The organism is Staphylococcus saprophyticus subsp. saprophyticus ATCC 15305 = NCTC 7292, from assembly GCF_000010125.1.
Taxonomy (GTDB): domain Bacteria; phylum Bacillota; class Bacilli; order Staphylococcales; family Staphylococcaceae; genus Staphylococcus; species Staphylococcus saprophyticus.
This window is the reverse complement of record NC_007350.1, coordinates 1,803,602-1,822,992: the sequence shown is the minus strand read 5'-3', so window position 1 is coordinate 1,822,992 and position 19,391 is coordinate 1,803,602. Positions and strand designations below refer to the sequence as shown.

General features: G+C 31.8%; 14 protein-coding genes. 8 read left to right on the top strand and 6 right to left on the bottom strand.

All coding sequences use genetic code 11. The features are described 5' to 3' along the window. Positions 1-184: 184 nt before the first annotated feature. The 5 genes from SSP_RS08790 to SSP_RS08770 all read left to right on the top strand — a co-directional run bounded on the left by SSP_RS08790 (position 185) and on the right by SSP_RS08770 (position 5,707). Positions 185-1,537 carry an isochorismate synthase gene (locus SSP_RS08790; protein WP_011303459.1) on the top strand — a complete coding sequence of 451 codons (1,353 nt, stop codon included), beginning with the start codon at positions 185-187 and terminating at the stop codon, positions 1,535-1,537. Beyond that, the gene (gene menD, locus SSP_RS08785) at positions 1,530-3,212 is read left to right on the top strand and encodes a 2-succinyl-5-enolpyruvyl-6-hydroxy-3-cyclohexene-1-carboxylic-acid synthase (RefSeq protein WP_011303458.1); all 1,683 of its coding nucleotides are present in this window, start codon (positions 1,530-1,532) and stop codon (positions 3,210-3,212) included. Before SSP_RS08790 ends, menD begins: the two co-directional genes overlap by 8 nt. Continuing rightward, complete coding sequence (gene menH, locus SSP_RS08780; protein ID WP_011303457.1) at positions 3,199-4,005, top strand: 2-succinyl-6-hydroxy-2,4-cyclohexadiene-1-carboxylate synthase; 807 nt, start codon at positions 3,199-3,201, stop codon at positions 4,003-4,005. The genes menD and menH overlap by 14 nt, the downstream gene beginning before the upstream one ends. Further along, complete coding sequence (gene menB, locus SSP_RS08775; protein WP_002483725.1) at positions 3,998-4,816, top strand: 1,4-dihydroxy-2-naphthoyl-CoA synthase; 819 nt, start codon at positions 3,998-4,000, stop codon at positions 4,814-4,816. The genes menH and menB overlap by 8 nt, the downstream gene beginning before the upstream one ends. Positions 4,817-5,254: 438 nt before the next feature. Continuing rightward, the gene (locus tag SSP_RS08770; protein ID WP_011303456.1) at positions 5,255-5,707 is read left to right on the top strand and encodes a MarR family winged helix-turn-helix transcriptional regulator; all 453 of its coding nucleotides are present in this window, start codon (positions 5,255-5,257) and stop codon (positions 5,705-5,707) included. Between the two features lie 94 nt (positions 5,708-5,801). Here SSP_RS08770 and SSP_RS08765 read toward each other — a convergent pair whose 3' ends face one another. Beyond that, positions 5,802-6,962, bottom strand: a complete 1,161-nt coding sequence (locus SSP_RS08765) for an aminotransferase class I/II-fold pyridoxal phosphate-dependent enzyme (RefSeq protein WP_011303455.1) — start codon at positions 6,960-6,962, stop codon at positions 5,802-5,804. A 243-nt stretch (positions 6,963-7,205) separates the two neighbouring features. After that, positions 7,206-8,210 carry an acyltransferase family protein gene (locus SSP_RS08760; RefSeq protein WP_011303454.1) on the bottom strand — a complete coding sequence of 335 codons (1,005 nt, stop codon included), beginning with the start codon at positions 8,208-8,210 and terminating at the stop codon, positions 7,206-7,208. A gap of 200 nt (positions 8,211-8,410) precedes the next feature. Between SSP_RS08760 and SSP_RS08755 the strand changes: the two genes are divergently transcribed. Next, the gene (locus SSP_RS08755) at positions 8,411-8,836 is read left to right on the top strand and encodes a MarR family transcriptional regulator (RefSeq protein WP_002483721.1); all 426 of its coding nucleotides are present in this window, start codon (positions 8,411-8,413) and stop codon (positions 8,834-8,836) included. A gap of 193 nt (positions 8,837-9,029) precedes the next feature. On the opposite strand, the gene SSP_RS08750 is transcribed toward SSP_RS08755, so the two are convergent. The 4 genes from SSP_RS08750 to SSP_RS08735 form a co-directional block, all read right to left on the bottom strand. Next, on the bottom strand, positions 9,030-13,421 hold the full coding sequence (locus SSP_RS08750; RefSeq protein ID WP_011303453.1) for a GW dipeptide domain-containing protein: 4,392 nt from the start codon (positions 13,419-13,421) through the stop codon (positions 9,030-9,032). Positions 13,422-13,655: 234 nt separating this feature from the next. Further along, positions 13,656-14,078 (bottom strand): GNAT family N-acetyltransferase, encoded by a 423-nt coding sequence (locus tag SSP_RS08745; RefSeq protein WP_011303452.1) that lies wholly within the window; start codon positions 14,076-14,078, stop codon positions 13,656-13,658. Between the two features lie 77 nt (positions 14,079-14,155). Next, positions 14,156-14,626 carry a DUF2538 family protein gene (locus SSP_RS08740; RefSeq protein ID WP_011303451.1) on the bottom strand — a complete coding sequence of 157 codons (471 nt, stop codon included), beginning with the start codon at positions 14,624-14,626 and terminating at the stop codon, positions 14,156-14,158. 20 nt (positions 14,627-14,646) lie between these two features. After that, a complete protein-coding gene (locus tag SSP_RS08735) occupies positions 14,647-15,939 on the bottom strand; it encodes an LCP family protein (RefSeq protein ID WP_011303450.1) in 1,293 nt (430 codons plus the stop codon). A gap of 573 nt (positions 15,940-16,512) precedes the next feature. On the opposite strand from SSP_RS08735, the gene SSP_RS08730 reads away from it, so the two are divergent. Both SSP_RS08730 and SSP_RS08725 read left to right on the top strand, forming a co-directional pair. Continuing rightward, positions 16,513-18,171: a phospho-sugar mutase gene (locus SSP_RS08730; protein WP_011303449.1), complete on the top strand. Its 1,659-nt coding sequence runs from the start codon at positions 16,513-16,515 to the stop codon at positions 18,169-18,171. Positions 18,172-18,191: 20 nt separating this feature from the next. Then, positions 18,192-19,367 carry a serine hydrolase domain-containing protein gene (locus tag SSP_RS08725; protein WP_011303448.1) on the top strand — a complete coding sequence of 392 codons (1,176 nt, stop codon included), beginning with the start codon at positions 18,192-18,194 and terminating at the stop codon, positions 19,365-19,367. Positions 19,368-19,391: the final 24 nt, after the last annotated feature.

Here is a 19,391-nt window from a genome sequence, read left to right as displayed (position 1 = left end):
ATTTACCTCGAATTCTTTAAATTTATGATATTTTTTATCTAATATATTTTAATAGAATAAGGTGTAAAGGTCAAATTACGTAAAAATTTGTAGTAACGAAATAAGCTAGAAACCATACACACATTGTGAAAAGTGGTACAATATTATAATGAGTGTAAACTGATAAATGAAAGAAGTGAAATAGATGACATTAGACCTCAGGGAAAGTGAAATTGTCGAAGCGGTATACGAAAGTAATCATACTTGGGTTTCAGTAGAAGCAAAAATAGACTATGAATTAGATCCTACAGTATTATTCCATTTGACTGAAGAAAATGCTGGAGACCGTTTTTATTACAAGAAAAATGACAACAAAACTTCATTCTTTGGCTATCATGCTATTACTAGATTTAAAAATGATTTTGAAAATAAACAATCTATTTTTCGAGAATGGCAAAAATACAAAAGTGATATTGAATTAATACATCCGAGCTCCGATAAACATCATCTGAAGATTTGCGGAGGTTTCCAATTCTCAATGCATAAATCTGGTGATGAGTGGCGAGAATTTGGTATTAATCATTTTATACTACCAGAAGTATTAATAACTATGGAAAATGGTGTTTCTTATATTACTTATACTGTAAAAGCAGAACAATTTGAAATTGAACAATTTAAAGCGTTGATTGCACATTTAACTCAAAATACAATAGATTCTGAGTTTGAAATTGGTAATATTAAACGCATTGAAGATATATATAAAGATGAATGGCGTGATTTAGTTAAGGATACAATTGATGTATTAGATGAACATAAAAAAATTGTATTAGCGAGAAAACGTTTGGTTATGTTTGATAAAAATATCAATATACCGTATATCTTACAAAAAGCATCACAAGGTGAACATAATAGTTACTTATTTGTCTTAGAGTCACAGGATAGTATATTCTTCTCGCAAACACCGGAACAATTAATGGAAGTTAACAATGGTATATTATCTACCAAGGCTGTTGCTGGAACAATCAAACGTACACATCAAGATGAAGTAGATAAAGAAAATATACAGGCTTTCTTAAATGATGATAAAAATTTAAACGAACATCGTTTCGTAGTAGAAAGTATATTAAACGATATAGCACCTTATGTTAGAGATATTACTTTTAACGAAACACCGCAGATATTAACCAATGATCATTTATATCACCTATATACAAAAATTAAGGGTCAATTAGAAAATGATTCATATATTGGATTGTTAGACAATTTACATCCAACACCAGCGCTTGGAGGCTATCCAAAAGCTGAAGCAATTGAATACATTGAACAAAATGAATTCGGTACGCGTGGATTATATGGTGCACCTGTTGGATATATAGATATGAATGATGATTGCGAGTTTATTGTAGCAATTAGATCCATGCTAATTAAGAAAAACCAGGCCACATTATTTGCTGGTTGTGGCATTGTGAAAAATTCTGATGCGGATAGTGAAGTCGAAGAAACTGCAGTTAAATTTAACCCTATGATGAAAGCTTTAGGAGTCGAGGAATATGAATAATCATACAGATGCATTAACAAAGCAGGTCTTTACAATTGTTTCTGAATTATATGCTTATGGCATTAGAGAAGTAGTTATAAGTCCTGGATCGCGTTCTACACCACTAGCAATTGCTATAGAAGCGCATCCCAAATTGAAATCGTGGATTCATCCAGATGAAAGAAGTGCAGCCTTTTTTGCAATGGGTTTGATGAAAGGTAGTGAAAAACCAGTCGCTATCCTTTGTACATCAGGAAGTGCAGCTGCTAACTATACACCTGCGATTTCCGAAAGCAGTTTGAGTCACTTACCATTAGTTGTACTTACAAGTGATCGACCTCATGAATTAAGAGGCATTGGTGCACCTCAGGCAATAAATCAAACGAATATGTTTGCTAATTATGTGCAGTATCAGTTTGATTTTCCAATTGCTGAAAAGAATGATAATGAAGATATAATGGCGAATACAATTAAATTCCAATTGCAAAAAGCGAGTCAATTTCTTTATGGCCCACATCGAGGACCTATACATCTTAATTTACCTTTTAGAGAACCATTAACACCAAATACTGAAAAAGTAGAATGGTTAACTTCAGATACAAAGATATTGCCACACTATCAAAAAACAACGAGTTTAAATGAAATTAGTGCAATGATGAAAAAAAGAAAAGGTTTAATCATTGTTGGTGATATGCAACATCAAGATGTGGATCAAATTCTTACATTTTCAACAATCCATGATATGCCAATTTTAGCTGATCCATTGAGTCAATTAAGACGTGAACACCATCCGAATGTGGTTACGACTTATGATCTATTGTTGAGATCAGGTTTAGAATTAGAGGCTGATTTTGTCATTCGTGTTGGTAAACCTGTAATTTCGAAAAAATTAAATCAATGGTTAAAAGTAACAGAAGCATTCCAAATATTAGTACAAAATAATGATCGTCCGGATGCATTTCCGATCACCCCACACGTATCATATGAAATGTCTGCTAATGATTTCTTTAGACAATTATCAGAGATGCCAACAGTTGAGCGTAAGCAATGGTTAGAGAAATGGCAAACAGTGGAAAAACATGCAATAGTAGAAATCAAAGATCATTTAAGAACTGCTACAGATGAAGCTGCTTATGTGGGTAATGTATTAGATAAATTAACCAAGGATGATGCTATATTTGTGAGCAATAGTATGCCAATTCGTGATGTTGATAATCTATTTATTGATTGTGAGGCAGAAGTATTCGCGAATCGTGGTGCGAACGGTATAGATGGTGTCACATCTACGGCGTTAGGTATGGCCGTGCATAAAAAGATTACATTGTTGATTGGAGATTTAGCATTTTACCATGATATGAATGGCTTATTAATGTCTAAATTGAATGATATACAACTCAATATCGTCTTACTTAATAATGATGGTGGCGGTATCTTTTCATATTTACCTCAAAAAAATGAGGCAGATGCATATTTTGAAAGATTGTTCGGTACACCAACTGGATTGAATTTTGAACATACGGCGTTATTATATGATTTTGCATTTGATCGATTTGATACGATTGAAGCCTTTAAATATGCAGATTTATCGCAATTTGGTTCACATATTTACGAAATCATGACACATCGAGAAGATAACAAACAGCAACATCTTAAACTCTATAAAAAGTTGAGTGATATTATCGATGTTACATTATAAATTTCATCAATCAACCGTACCAACAGACAAATTGTTAGTCATGTTGCATGGCTTTATTAGTGATCAACAGACATTTGATCAACATATTCATAGTCTAAATAAAAATATAAATATTTTAACTATTGATTTACCGGGTCATGGTGCAGATCAGTCTGATTTAGAGCATAAATGGGATTTTCCTTTTATAAGTCATGAGTTAGATCAAACGTTGCGATTATTTACAAATTATCAAATTTACTTACATGGTTATTCTATGGGTGGTAGAATTGGACTTTACTATGCTTTATATGGTCAAGCGCAATTAACAGGGCTTATACTAGAAAGTACATCTCCTGGAATTGAAAACAGTGATGAGCGACAAGAAAGACAGCTAGTTGATCAAGCTAGAGCAAAAGTGCTTGAAATAGCTGGCTTAGAGGTGTTTGTGAATGATTGGGAAAAATTACCGTTGTTTTATACGCAGTATGAGTTAGATAAATCAACAAGAAACGCAATTCGTGATATGAGATTACGTCAAAATCCAATGCGTTTAGCCAAAGCTTTGCGTGATTATGGAACTGGACAAATGCCGAACTTATGGCCACAATTAAATCAAATTCAAATACCGACGTGTATCATAGTAGGTGAATTAGATGGTAAGTTCTGTAAAATAGCTAAAAATATCGTTTCAGTTATGCCAAATTTTGAAATGCATGTTGTTGCTAATAGTGGACATACAATTCATGTGGAAGAAATGGCAGAATTTGATAGAATAGTAATAGGTTTTATTAATAAGGAGGAGCAAAATGACTAGACAGTGGGAAACAATTAGAGAATATAAAGAAATTAAATATGAATTATATGATGGTATTGCAAAAGTTACAATTAATCGTCCTGAAGTACGTAATGCATTCACACCAAATACGGTACAAGAAATGATTGATGCATTTACAAGAGCACGTGACGACCAACGTATTTCTGTCATTATTTTGACAGGTGAAGGAGATAAAGCGTTTTGTTCTGGCGGAGACCAAAAAGTCCGTGGCCATGGTGGTTATGTAGGCGATGATCAAATTCCACGTTTGAACGTTTTAGATTTACAAAGACTTATTCGTGTAATCCCTAAACCTGTAGTTGCAATGGTTAGAGGTTATGCTATCGGTGGCGGTAACGTATTGAACGTTGTATGTGATTTAACAATTGCTGCAGATAATGCTATCTTTGGCCAAACAGGACCTAAAGTAGGTTCGTTTGATGCTGGCTATGGTTCAGGTTATTTAGCTCGTATCGTAGGACATAAAAAAGCACGTGAAATTTGGTACTTATGTCGTCAATATAATGCTCAGGAAGCATTGGACATGGGCTTAGTCAATACGGTTGTTCCTTTAGATCAAGTTGAAGATGAAACAGTACAATGGTGTCAAGAAATGAAACAACATTCTCCTACAGCATTAAGATTCTTAAAAGCAGCTATGAATGCTGATACGGATGGATTAGCTGGTTTACAACAAATGGCAGGAGACGCTACTTTACTTTATTACACAACGGATGAAGCTAAAGAAGGTAGAGATGCATTTAAAGAAAAACGTGATCCTGATTTTGATCAATTCCCTAAATTCCCATAAAAATTTAGGATGTGAAAGTATTGTAATAGGATTACCTGAGCTAAAGCTCAAGCATAAGAACTACTTATTCACATATAATGTGAAAGTAGTTCTAAGTTGTACTTTATATCTACTGGTAATTAAGAAAAGAGTCTGGACATTTTGACATGTGCCAGGCTCTTTTTTATTAATTTTAGAATATCAATTGTATTTAATAATTAATAATAATATTAATATTCAAGCGTACTAATATTGGTAGATTATGATTTGTTATTGTGAGTTAGTTAAAAATTTTAGAATGTAAATTCAAAATATTTACCTTAATGTTTTAGTTTTTCTTTTCAAAATAATAAATGGTGGTATATCTTTATATGTGAAAACTTTTTTACAATTAATTATTAAATTTGACTATTATTAAAACATCTATTAATATTATTATTAATAGATCGGGGGAGACAGATGACTTCAAACGATTATGATCAAATGAGAAAAGAAATGTGCTATTTATTTTATATTACTAGTAAAGAAGTAGTAAATAGATTTAATAAGTATTTAAAGCAATTTGATATTAGCTTTCCGAATTATATTGTCTTACTTTATATTGAAAATGATAAACCTATATATATTAAAACCTTATGTGATGAACTTTATTTAGATTCAGGTACAATCAGTCCAATTATTAAACGTTTAGAAAAAAAATCACTTATTGAGCGTATGAGAACGGAAGAAGATGAGCGCAGAGTGAAGGTTCGATTAACTGAAAAAGGATTAGAATTGAAAGATCATTTTCCAAAAATATCAGAGGATGTCATTCAACAGTTTAATATGAAGAGGGAAGATTCTCTTGCTTATTATGAAATTTTAAAAACGTTCGCTGAACAAAATATATATATAAATGATGAAGAAAGATAAATATAACAAGATTGAATAGCTGACGAGCAGCACTTGTTTATAAAAAAACCGAGTAAAAGTTATTAATAGACATAACTTTTACTCGGTTTTTAATTTAATTATATTTATTTTTAAGGTAATCTTCTAATCTTCTCATGGCTTCTTTTAAAGCATCAAGTTCGTATGCGTAAGATATACGAACATGCCCCTTTCCAATATCAGTAAAAGATGAACCAGGTACAATTGCAACATGAGCATTTTCCAGAACATCTACACAAAAGTCAAAATCGTTTTCTGTAAAGCGTTGAATACTTGGGAAAATATAAAAAGCACCTTCAGGTTTGGCATCGAGTTCAAAACCTAATGATTCAAGTTTTTGTATAAGGAAATTACGGCGTTCAATATATGCTTGGTTCATATATTGTGGTGCTTCAAGTCCTTCGTTCAATGCAGCGATACAAGCAATTTGTGCTGGTACATTTGCACAAATACAATTGTAGGCATGCATAAAAGTTAATTTTTCAATAAGATATTCTGGACCTATTAAGAATCCAATGCGAATACCTGTAGCAGAGTGAGATTTACTTAAACCACCAACTAATAATAATTGTTCTCTAATAGATGGGAATTCAGCGAATGATGTATGTTTGCCAGTAAAAGTGTTTTCAGCATATATCTCATCACTAATAACAAATATAGGCATATGCTTTAAAGTTTCAGTTAGTGCTTGAACCTCATTGTGGTTCAAAATGACGCCCGTTGGATTAGTAGGGTAGTTTAGTAATATGGCTTTGGTCTTCGCAGTTAAATGTGCCTCTATAGCTTCAGGTGTGACTTTATAATTCGTCTCTGTGGTATCAATATAAACCGGCACGCCACCTAATGTTTTGATAAGTGGAATATAGCCAGAATATACTGGACCTGGTATTAATATTTCATCACCTTCATCAATGATGCTTCTTAATGCAGTATCTAATGCTTCACTAGCACCGTTGGTAATAATAATTTCTTCGGAACTATATTTAAATCCATAACGTTGATGGAAATATTGGCTAACTGCATTTCTTGTTTCCACTAGACCTTTATTATGTGAATAGCTTGTTTGATTTTCATTTATTGCCTGGATATAAGCAGATTTAACAACATCAGGCATTGGAAAATCTGGTTGACCAATTGTTAAATTAATACAGTCTTTTATACCGCTAATACGGCTTGAAAATTGACGAATACTTGGTGCACTTAAATGTTTTGAATTATTATTTAATGATAGTTTCATTGTATAAATCACCTCAAGATTTAAAAATACCAAATTTAATTTTATATGTAGAGTTAGAGCGAGAATCAAAGATAGCTTTGGCTTTTGATTCTCGCTCCACAAGCATGTCGATATAAAGTTATAATGGATAGCAAAAATTTATATCATGCTTATTTTTTAATGATACTTGCTATAAAGCGATTGCGTTAATTAATGGTTACGCATCATTACTTTAAATATATCATATCGCGTTTCACAGTACCTTTATTCTTTGAATTTAGAAGGGGATTGTAGATTAATAATTGGATTTGTCCATTTTGATACAAAACGTGTTGATAATGCATAGACAATAATCGTCGTAAAGAGCAGTAAATAGACATAAGTTAATATCGATACTGAATCTTTAAATGGATAAATACCGAATCCACGTATAACCCCGATGACTAAACCATGTAATAAATAAACATACATTGTTCTACGTCCAATATAAGTGTAAAACTTTTCTTTTTCTGGTATTAGATTTAAGAAAGAGAAAAGTGTTATTAAAATTATGAAATAAAGTAATAACCTTTTAATAGGACTGTATAAGTCTTGTTTACCTTCGAGTGACATATAGGGTGAGTCACCTAATAACCTATCTGCATTAATAGGATGATATGTATAAGTAACATAAAATACAATCAAAATGATGATAGAGATTGGAACAAGTTTTTTATTTTTTAAAGTTTGGATATGCTTATTCGTAAACAGATAACCTAAATAAAATATTGGAAAGAACATGATGGTTCTTGAAAAGCTTAGATAATTATCGATATTTGATGAATAACCCGCAAATAATGAGATAATTATAGCAATCGGTAAAACATAGTATGGTTTATAATCCTTCACGATTACTAATATAACGTGGAAAAAGAATAATGTAAGTAAAAACCATAATGCAAATACTGGATCGAATGGATCAAATTTCACACTATCTTCTTTACCAGTTAAATAATAGTAAAAAGAGAAAAAGCCAAAGAAAATAACGTAAGGAATTAATAGTTTTTTAGAGACTTTTTCTAAATAACCAGCTTGGCCTGCTTTTTTTGCAAAATAACCAGAAATAAATAAAAAGCCCGGCATATGAAAGCTGTATATTGTTAAATACAATGAAGAAAGATGTTTACTGGCTTCTGTATATGGCTGTAATAAATGGCCAAACACAACAAGAAAGATTAACATTGCTCTAGCATTATCGAAAAAGTAATCTCTCTCTTTCAATTGTGACATTATTTTGCTCCTTTTATATATGCGATAAATTTTATATGCGCTACTTCTAATTTATTATAAAACATATGAGAAATGCAACAAAATAGTACAATTTGTCTTTTATTATTGTATATTAGGAAGAATACTATTATAATATTAGAAAATAAAATAGTGTATTTAACCTCTTAAGAATTTAATTTAAAGTAGTGGAGATGACCAACATGTATAAACAACTAGAACAATTAATTACACTGACGAGCAATGATCTTAATTTAGTAAGTAGACGATTTGGACAACGTACAGATTTAACTTCAGAGCAATTGGAGATGCTAAGAATTTTATATAATTATAAAAAGTTATCTCAATATGATTTAACAATGAAGATTAATAAAGAACAATCTATCGTATCACGTTGGATCAAGAAGTTATGTCAAATGGGTTATATCACGAGCAAACAATCCAATAAGGATATGAGATGCAAAGATTTAATGGTGACAGAGAAGTCAAAAGCTTTAGTCGAACAAATAAATGAAGTTAGGATAGCGCTAATCGAAGCACGATGTCAAAATTTAACAGCTAAAGATATTGAAAGCTTAAATCAGTTATTAAAAAAATTAAATGCACATCATACATATTTTATTAAATGAAATATAAAATAAACGAAGCGTAGGTGATATATAGCACTTTTTTGAAAAGTGATGTATTACCTACGTTTCGTTTAATATCTTTTGTTATTTATAAAGCATAAAGTGATTTTTACTTTTTAGTCATCAAATACCAAAAATTGGGATACAGGTAAAGCTGATAAACATTTAATAATGCCTCTAAAAAGTAGTACGATTATTTATAAGTATCTACGTCGAAGTATTTACCTAATTTACCCATTGAATCATAAAACCCTTTAATACGTGTAGCATTATGTGCTGCCCATGCTACATCTGTTGCATATTGATGAACACCTGGATTTTCAGGGTTCCAACGCATTTTGTAAAGTGTGTTTTGACCTTGATTGATATATGAGCCAGCGATGAATTTAGCACCACCAACAATTGCTTTTTTAACAGTATTCCAACCATTATTCTTGGCTGTAGCGAAACCTTGTTTAACAGCATCGCTATCAACAGCACCAATACCAAACATATTATAGTATTTATCTTTGCCATTAGTTACGACTTTACCGTTAACAACATCTCCGCCATTAGCTAGTTTAGATGTACCATTACCAGTTTCAAGTAGGGCATGTGAAATTAAATATACTTCATTGATATTATAAGCTTTGGCAGCTTCGCTAAATGCTTCACCTTGGCCTTCTAAAATACCTTTACCAACTAATAGTTTATCCAAATCAGCTGAAGAAATATTTTGTGATTTATCTAAACGTAAGAATTGATATTTTTGAGTTGGATCTTTAATTAATTTGCTAGAATCCATAGCATTTTTAATTTCAGTTGCAGAAGCATCTTCCCATTTACCAGCTGTATGTTGAATTTGTGGTTTGAATTTCAATCCTTTTTGGATAGCAACTGCTTGATCAAGTGTAAGACCTGATTTGTAATATTTCACTAATTCTTTACGTAAGTCATCTTCTTTTACCCAAACAACTTTACCATTAGCTAATTTACCATGGTACCAAGTGACACCATTAATGACTTGTTTTTCATATACAGTGAAAATACCTTCATAAAAGTCTTTCAATGAACCAGCAGCTTTTCCTGTTAATGGATCAATATAATAACTACCTTTTTGGTTATGAATGATGTAATCATATTTTATAGGTGTTACAGCTGATTTTGTAACGCTAGGTGTCTTCGTGGTACTATTTAAATCTTTTGCAGCAATCCAACCAGTTTTATTATTAACAATACCGTAGATATATTCATCTTTGTCAACGTAGACTGATTTTGATGCATTAAATTGATTGTTTTTTACATTTTTTAAAGTATCTAGTTGTTGTGATTTTGTACCCCAAGGGACAGCATAAAGACCATTATTTGTAGCTTTAACAGTATATTGACCATTTTTAGCCGTTGTCTTACTTAAGTTACGTGTATTGATATCTTTTGTATTAACCCAACCGATTGGTGTGTTTTGATTTGTATTTTGGATTAAGACATATGTGTTATTGCCTTGTGTACGTTGTTTAGTAACAGTAAATGTTTTACCTGAGAATTTAGATGCATCTTTACCTTTTGGATCATAAACTGTTGTTTTAATTCCAGAATTAGTAGCATTTAATTGACCAATCTTACTTACAGTTTGTGTTTGAGTTGCTGCTGGTTTCTTAGCAGTCTCTTTAACTGTTATATCTCCAGTTTGCATCCAACCTAAATTAGTATTGGTTTTATTATCAGTAATTAAATAAAATGCATTGCTACCTAAAGTTGCTTTTTTACTTAATTTGTATGTTTGACCATTCACATATGATTTTTGTACACCTTGCTTATCATATACAGATGTATATACACCATGATTAGATTTAGCAACTGTACCTTGTTGATTAGTTAAATTAGATACAACTAACTTGGCAGTCGTAGACGGCTTGCTTGGCGTCGTAGATGGTGCTGTTAATTTACTTAAGCTAACCCATCCAGTTAAATTATTTACAGTACCATAAATATAGTTTGTTTTACCAATTTGTTGTTGCTTAGTTGCTTTAAATGTTTGAGCTGATTTACCTGAAACAGAACCTGCTTTTTGACTACTTGTTCCCCAAGGAACTGTATAAATCACTTCTCCAGGATTAATTTTATAAGTTTTATTGATTTTTGCAGCGGCTTTAGCGGCGTTATAACTCACATCACCTTGATGTACCCAACCAATTAAAGTGCCTTTGTTATAGTCAGAAACTAAATAGTATTGTTCTTTACCTAAAGTAGCAGATTTAGTAACTTTAAGTGTTTGGTTTACACGATCAGTCTTTTTACCTTTTTGGTCATAAACGGTTGTGTATAAACCATCATTTTTTGAGTTGATACGGCCTACGCCATTATTTTCAGTAACTTTAACGGTACCTGATTTTGATGGGGGAGTTGTGCCTGTGTTTCCAGAACCAGTGCTACCACCAGTACCACCTGTACTGCCAGAAGAAGTAGTACCCCATGCTGCTGCTTGACCAGTTTTAATTAAATATTTTTCATAAATTAAATCGTAAAGTTCATCATAGCTATAATTATGTGCTGCTAAGTAACCATGAGGGTCAGAGTGGTCAGAACCACCTAGATAATTGCTGACTGCTTGGTGAGTCCATACCGTACCAACACCATCATATTCAGCACTGTCTGGGACTAAACCATAATATTGTAGGTTAGTTGCTGCGTAGTCTGCATAATTATTTATTGAACGTGCAAAAGAGTCATAGTCATGCGTATGAACTAATTCAACATGTATAAAACGATCATTTGCTTGTGGACCGGCACCCCATGCTAAGTAGTCAGTATTTGCAGTTTCAATAATACGATCACCATCTACATATGCATGAACAAAAGCGCTCGTGTAATTATTCTTCATATAGTTAATCTCACCAGTGATAGTTGAATTATCATTAGCAGTATCATGCATTACAATACCTTCAGGTTTGCCATAACGGTAATTATATTGAGGTAAGTAATTTGCTATATCTTGTTCGTAATTTGGTGCTTTAAAATTATTTTTACGAATATAGTTATTAATTGATGAATTAACTTTTGGTGAATATTTAGGTAATGCCGCACGTGTTGTTGCTTCTTTAGTTACTGCAGAACGTGTTGCTACTGCAGTATTAGCACTAGTAGTAGCTACTCTAAGCTTAGGTGTTACTTTTGCACTAAATGTAGCTGGCTGTACTTTGTTTTCTGCTGTAGAAGCTTCTTTAGATGATGTAGATACTTTGGCATTATCTTGCTTGTCATTAGAAACAACGTCATCTTCTTTAGAAGTTGCTTTGTCATCTTGAGTGGCAGATTCATTTTGATCTGCTATATCAGAAGCGTTAGCGTCACTATGAGTGTCGTCTTGTTTATCACTAGAAGCAACGTCTTCATTAGAAGTTTCTGCTTTATCATTTTGAGCAACAGATTCGTTTTGATCTGCTATATCAGAAGCGTTAGCGTCACTATGAGTGTCGTCTTGCTTAACATCAGAAGAAGCAACGTCATCTTCATTAGAAGTTTCTGCTTTATCATTTTGAGTCTCAGATTCGTTTTGATCTTTTACATCATCAGAAGCGTTAGCGTCACTATGAGTGTCGTCTTGATTAACGTCAGAAGAAGCAACGTCATCTTCATTAGAAGTTTCTGCTTTGTCATCTTGAGTTTCAGATTCATTTTGATCTGCTACATCAGAAGTGTTAGCGTCACTATGAGTGTCGTCTTGCTTAACATCAGAAGAAGCAACGTCATCTTCATTAGAAGATTCTGCTTTATCATTTTGAGTCTCAGATTCGTTTTGATCTTTTACATCATCAGAAGCGTTATCGTCACTTTGAGTGTCGTCTTGTTTAAAGTACGAAGAAGCAACGTCTTCATTAGAAGTTTCTGCTTTGTCATCTTGAGTTTCAGATTCATTTTTATCTGCTACATCAGAAGTGTTAGCGTCACTATGAGTGCCGTCTTGCTTAACGTCAGAAGAAGCAACGTCTTCATTAGAAGTTTCTGCTTTGTCATTTTGAGCAACAGGTTCATTTTGATTTGCTACATCAGACGAATTTTCATCTGTATTTGTTTCTTCAGCATTCGAACTCACATCATTAGATGTCTGTGATGCTTCATTAGTTGAATTTGTTTCTGATTGTATTGAGTCAGTGTTGTTTTCTTCATTCTCTTGGTTGTTATCTTCAACAGAAGTTTGCTCAGTATCTAAAGATTTCGTGTCATTATCTGATGAAACATCTTGTTGATCTTCTTGAACGTCTGTTTCCTGATTATATGTATCTTGATTTGATGTTTGTTCAGAAGTTTGATCATTCAACTCATCTAACTGCGCATCATAATTTGTATCTTCATTTGAAGATGCATCTTTTACTTGTGTAGGGTCTTGGTATGTTTGTGTACCTGAAATGTTAGTTGTTGGTTTGCTAATTTCAGATTTAATTTGTTCACTTTGGTTAAGTGCTTTTTCGTCATCCAATACATTTTTATTCGGAGTTTGATCTTGTGTATTACTTGCTGCTTGAGCATGATGAGTTGTCAAAGCTGTACCTGCTAATGTAAGTGCTACAATCGAAGGTACCTTATAAGTGTTCTTTTTCTTAGCCATTTAACTGCCCCTTTAACTATATATATTTGTATCCTATTATAATACGACGAAAGACCTAGAGGCTGGTTTTTACTGTTTTGTAATATAAAATTAATCTAAAGCCAGTATTAAAAAATTATAAAGCTAATAGAAAAGCGTTATAACGCCTAATTTACATTATATTAAAATATTACACTTTCTGAAATATTACAAAATTTAAATGAAGAATAACTGTAATATTCGGATGAAAAATTTTTAAATTATTTTTGTCATAGCAATGTGTTCGATATTTTCTTCCATAAAGATATCACCAATAGATTTATAACCAAGCGCTTCATAAAAGGACTTGGCATGATATTGTGCATTTAACGCCAATTTACTATAACCTTGTTGTTTTGCAGATGTTTCAAGAAATTGCATAAGTAATTGACCATATCCTGATTTACGGTGCGTCGCTCTAACAGCTACACGTTCTATTTTTACACTATCATTTACAGGACGAAATCTTCCAGTAGCAAAAGGTATATGATTTGAATCATAACCAATGACATGAGTGGCAACGTCTTCAAATTGATCAATTTCATTTTCTAATGGAACACCTTGTTCTTTCACAAATACTTCTTTACGAATTTCTAATGCATCGTCCATCATTTTAGGTGTAGTCACAATATTAAACATATATTTACCTCTTTTCTCATTTTAGATATTAAAAATACCCTACCATAAAATAGATGGTAGGGTAGAGTTATTTGAATTTATTGTGCTTCTTTTCTTACGATTGCTGTATACTGCCAAAAAATACGCATTTGTGCAATATTCCAGTTATTCATTCCCATGGTAAAGCCAGAAGGTTTGAATAGGTTTACATCGGTTACTTCTAACGCTGCAGCAATCAAGTATTGGATAGGTACACTGATTTGCTTCATAGTATCAGTGATACCATTTTGATCATATACCCAAGTAAATGGTAACTCAGATTCAAAAACATCAACTTTTTCAAATATTTCTGGGAGTGCAACGATGTAACACGCACCATCAACTACAGGATTAAGGTCACTATCTTTATAGTAAATGCGTAAGGCCTCATAATTCTCACGATGTTCATGATTAACGTAGAAAAATTCATTTCTGAATAGCGCCATATCTTTGCTGTGAATCAATTGCTGCTCTAAAACATTAAACATGCCATTCACATGTGCTAGTTTTTCATAAGTTTTGCGTGACATATTACGAGCTCCTTTCTAGATTAATATTGATTCGTTGGTACTTCTTGAGCGTTCTGTTGTTGGTTTGGATCAATTTGCTGTTGGTTAGGATCATTTTGTTGTTGATTAGAATCGTTCTGGGGTTGATTCACGTTATTTTGTTCGTTACCAAACTGATCCGTTTGTTGCTGATTATTATAATCTTCAGCGTTATTTGTTTCTGAGTTGCTATTGTCATTCTCATTTGATTGATTTTCATTACTATTTTCATCTTCCGAGCTATCTTTTTGTGATTTCGTTAGAAGACTATCATCTAACTCGGTTAATGGTACGAGTGTACCATAATAATCAATCACGCGTTGATTTAATAATTCATCTTTATCTTTAATTTTAGGTAAATCTAAGTCACTTCGCAACATATTTGTCGTTGACAGGATATTTTTTATATCTGGATTATAGTAATAAATGCCATTTAAATAATCATCGTCACCTTCAAGTTGTGAACTTTTTATTTTTATATCATCTTTTAAATAAGAAGTAGCAAGTACTTTTATTTCATCATAACTTAAATTATGTTTGGCATTTTTTCCGACAATTTCAACAACATCATCTAGTTTATTAAATGAGTCTGCTTTTTGTGCTTTTGCAAATAGTTTTTTAATTAAATCCATTTGTCTCTGACCACGTTTTAAATCTGAGTCTTGATGACGTGTTCTAGCTACAGCCAATGCTTCATCGCCATTAAGATTTTGATAGCCTTTTTTGACTTTAATTTTACCAGTATCGTTTGTATTTGGTTCATTAATGTTGTAAGGGACGTCATATTTAATGCCGCCCAATTCATCAACTGCATCAACAAACGCTTCCATATTAATTCTGACATAGTAATCGACTGGTAAATCTAATGTAGCCTCTACTGAGTCCATTGAAGCAGTAGGGCCTCCGTATGCATGTGCATGCGTAATTTTATCATAATAACCAACTTTTGGTATGTAGCTGATTGTATCACGCGGAATACTTAACATTCTAATTTGTTCCTTATCTGCATTAAAAGTAGATAATATCATTGCATCGGTTCTAGATTTTTCAGCTGTTTGTCCATTTTTTTCACGGCCACTATTATCATCAATTCCCAAAAATAGGATAGATATAGGATCTTTTGAAGGATTTACTTTAGAGTCACGTATATTTGACTTCCTAGAGGAATCACTATCATTAAAGGAAGACTCAAAAGCGCCTTGAGAAGATTTTAGCAATATGATCGCAAAAATAATTGGAACAACGACAAGAACTAATGAAAGAAATATTAAGAAATATTTTAAAAATTTATTCATGTTTGAAGCTCCCAAATTATTAGATTTTTTGTACATGTAACTATATTTATATTTTGATTTTACTTCTTTTTAACTTTGTAAATTATTTGTAAAGAAGAAAATGCACTATAAATTATAATTTTATTACTATCACTAAAAAATATCAACTATGAAGTTGTTAATTGTAATTTTATTGGCAATGTGTAATAAAATGATGAAACAATATGCACGCAGAAGTTATGTGTTAATCATAAATATACAATGCACTTGTCATGTATGATTAAGTAAATATGATTGTATTTAATCAAATCATCATTTATGAAATGATTTAAATCATTGAAAGTGGAAAGGTTAATAAATATAAAAATAGTATTACAATAATGTCATTTGATAAAATATGATTTATTTAAAGACATAGGATATAATATATATTGGAAATATCATCTTGTAGATGATTATAATTAAAAGATGTTAGAAATTTTAGATTGCCTTTATACTTAATTATAGCAAGTGTTGAAACAAATTTAATCATATTCCAGCATAAAGATATAATAAACGTACTAGGAATGAATGATTTGAGGAGGAAATATTATAGTGAAAGCACTTTGGTTAGAAAATATAAATGAAAGTTTAGTAAAGGATTTTTACGAAACACAAACAGAAGAAGAACAGAATGCTGGTTTTGAAGGGGTCTTATCATTTGGTACTGCAGGTATTAGAAGTACATTTGGTTTAGGACCAGCAAGGTTAAATGCTTTTACAGTCCGCAAAGTAGCGCTAGGTTTAGCTCAATATTTAAATCATAATGTTGATGACGCATCTGTTGTCATACATTTTGATACAAGATTTTTATCAAAAGCATTTTCACAAGAGATGGCAAGTGTGTTGGCAAATAATGGTATCACAGCTATTATTTCAGACAATTATAAATCGACACCAGAATTATCCTTTGCCGTAAGACATCTACAAGTAAATGCAGGCATCATGATTACAGCAAGTCATAATCCTAAAAATTATAATGGTATAAAGATTTATAATGAAAAGGGTGGACAATTATTACCTGAAGCTTCAGAGCAATTAAGTGAATATATAAATTCAATTGAAACACCATTAAATATTGAAAAAGGTGATTTTAATGCGTTCGTAGAAAACGGTAAAATAAAATATATGTCGAATGAAGTAACAGAAAGTTATAAAAAAGAAGTTAAGTCATTAGTAGGATCAATAGATGCACATGACGCAAAAGTCATATTGACGAGTTTACATGGTACGAGCCTACCTTTGGTATCTGACATTTTAACTGAATTAGATTATCATAATTTTGTTATAGAAAAAGAACAGTCAGAACCTAATGGTAATTTTCCAACAGTAGCTATTGCTAATCCTGAAGATGAAGCAGCTTTTACACTTGGCAAACAGCTAGCAGATAAAACAGATGCACAGCTTATTATTGCAACTGATCCTGATGCGGATCGATTAGGATTTATAGAACGTTATGGTGATAATGATTTTAGATATTTTAATGGCAATGAAATAGGGCTATTATTAATGAAATTAAGGTTCCAAGATTTAACTGAAGATAGTACGCCGCAATATATGATCAAATCAATAGTTACGAGCGAGCTAGCAGAAAGGTTAGCAACATCTCTCAATGTAGAAGTTAACGATGTTCTGACAGGTTTTAAATTCATTTCAGATTTAATAGAACACAAACAGAAAGATGATGATAAGCAATTACTGCTTGCATTTGAAGAAAGTCATGGGTACTTAGCACAACCTATTTCAAGAGATAAAGATGCTATACAAATGGTACCATTATTAGTTAAATATAAGAATTTACTTGATAAAAACGGTATAACATTTAAGGAAACAATTGAAGATATTTACGAAAATATCGGTTATTTCAAGGACAGAACACTTGCGCCTACATTTGAAGGAAAAGCCGGTGTTAAAAAAATAGAAAGTATTATGTCGCAATTTAGAAATGAACAGGTATTTTCTATATGTGGTATGGATGTACTAAAAATTGAGGACTATCATGTTGGAGAAGTTAGAGACATGATAACAGGTCATACTGAGAAATTAACATTACCAAAGACAAATTTAATTAGATTTATTTTTGAAAATGGTTTTATTGCGTTAAGACCTTCTGGTACAGAGCCAAAAATTAAATTATATTTTTCACTTGAAGTTGAAAATATTGATGAAATTACACAACAGTTTGAAGCAAACTATATTAATAATATAGTTTAAACAAATATAGAGGCAACATTATGACAACAAAGATACTCAAAAAAATAACAATCATTTTAATTATATTATTAATAGTAATTATTATTACAATCGCCTATAAGCTATATCATCGTAGTCATCAAGAAACGCCAATGGTACAAAATGAGACGAAACAAGAAACTACGAATAAACAAATGGGACATTTACAGACTATTGTCGATAATCAAAATCCACAGATGATGCAGATTAATCAATATCTTGAACAAGTTAAATTTAACGGTACTGCAGCTGTGTTCGAAAATGGTCAACTCAAATTAAATAAAGGATACGGTTTGCAAAACATTCAAGAAAATAAACAGAATCAAGCAGATACTTTATATTTAATTGGATCTTCTCAAAAGTTTGCAACAGGATTAATGTTGAAACAATTAGAAAGCGAAAATAAAATTAACATGAACGATTCTGTAACTAAATATTTGCCATGGTTTAAAATGAAGCAGCCAATTACTTTAAATCAACTCATGTTGCATAAAAGTGGATTGTTTAAATATAAAGCTTCTCCAAATTATAAAAATTTAAACGAAGCGGTACATGCAGTTCAACAAAAAGGCATTGAGCCTAAATTTTACAATAAAAATAGGTACAACGACGGAAATTATTTAGTATTATCGCGTGTGATTGAAGAAGTGACAAACAAGTCGTATAAGAAAAATTTTGAGGATAGAATTTCAAAACCGCAACATTTAAATTTCACTGCATTTTTCGATAATTCAAATTTTCAAGCATATATGGCTAAGGGTTATAAAAAGGATGGTAAATCTGGCAAACCACTACAACAGTATCCCAACGTTTTAGAACAGTATTATGGGGCGGGTAATTTGTACATGACGCCGAGTGATATGGGAAAATTGATTTTAGGATTACAAAATAATAGAATATTAAACAGCCATATATCAAAACCACTGATACATGAGAGTAAGACGTCTAAATATCCTCAACCTTATCGCTATGGGTTTTATTCCTTTGCAGATAAAAATAGAATTAATGGTGGTTTTTTTGGTCAAGTTTTTACGTCATATTTTAATGACAAGTATATTGTAATCCTAGGAACTAATTATGAAAATAGTGACGTGAATAATGAACAGAAAATCCAACATATTTACAATCAGATTTTAAAACAGGGTGGACCTTATAATCATGTGGGTAAATCATATTAATTGAAATTTTAAAACACACGCCAT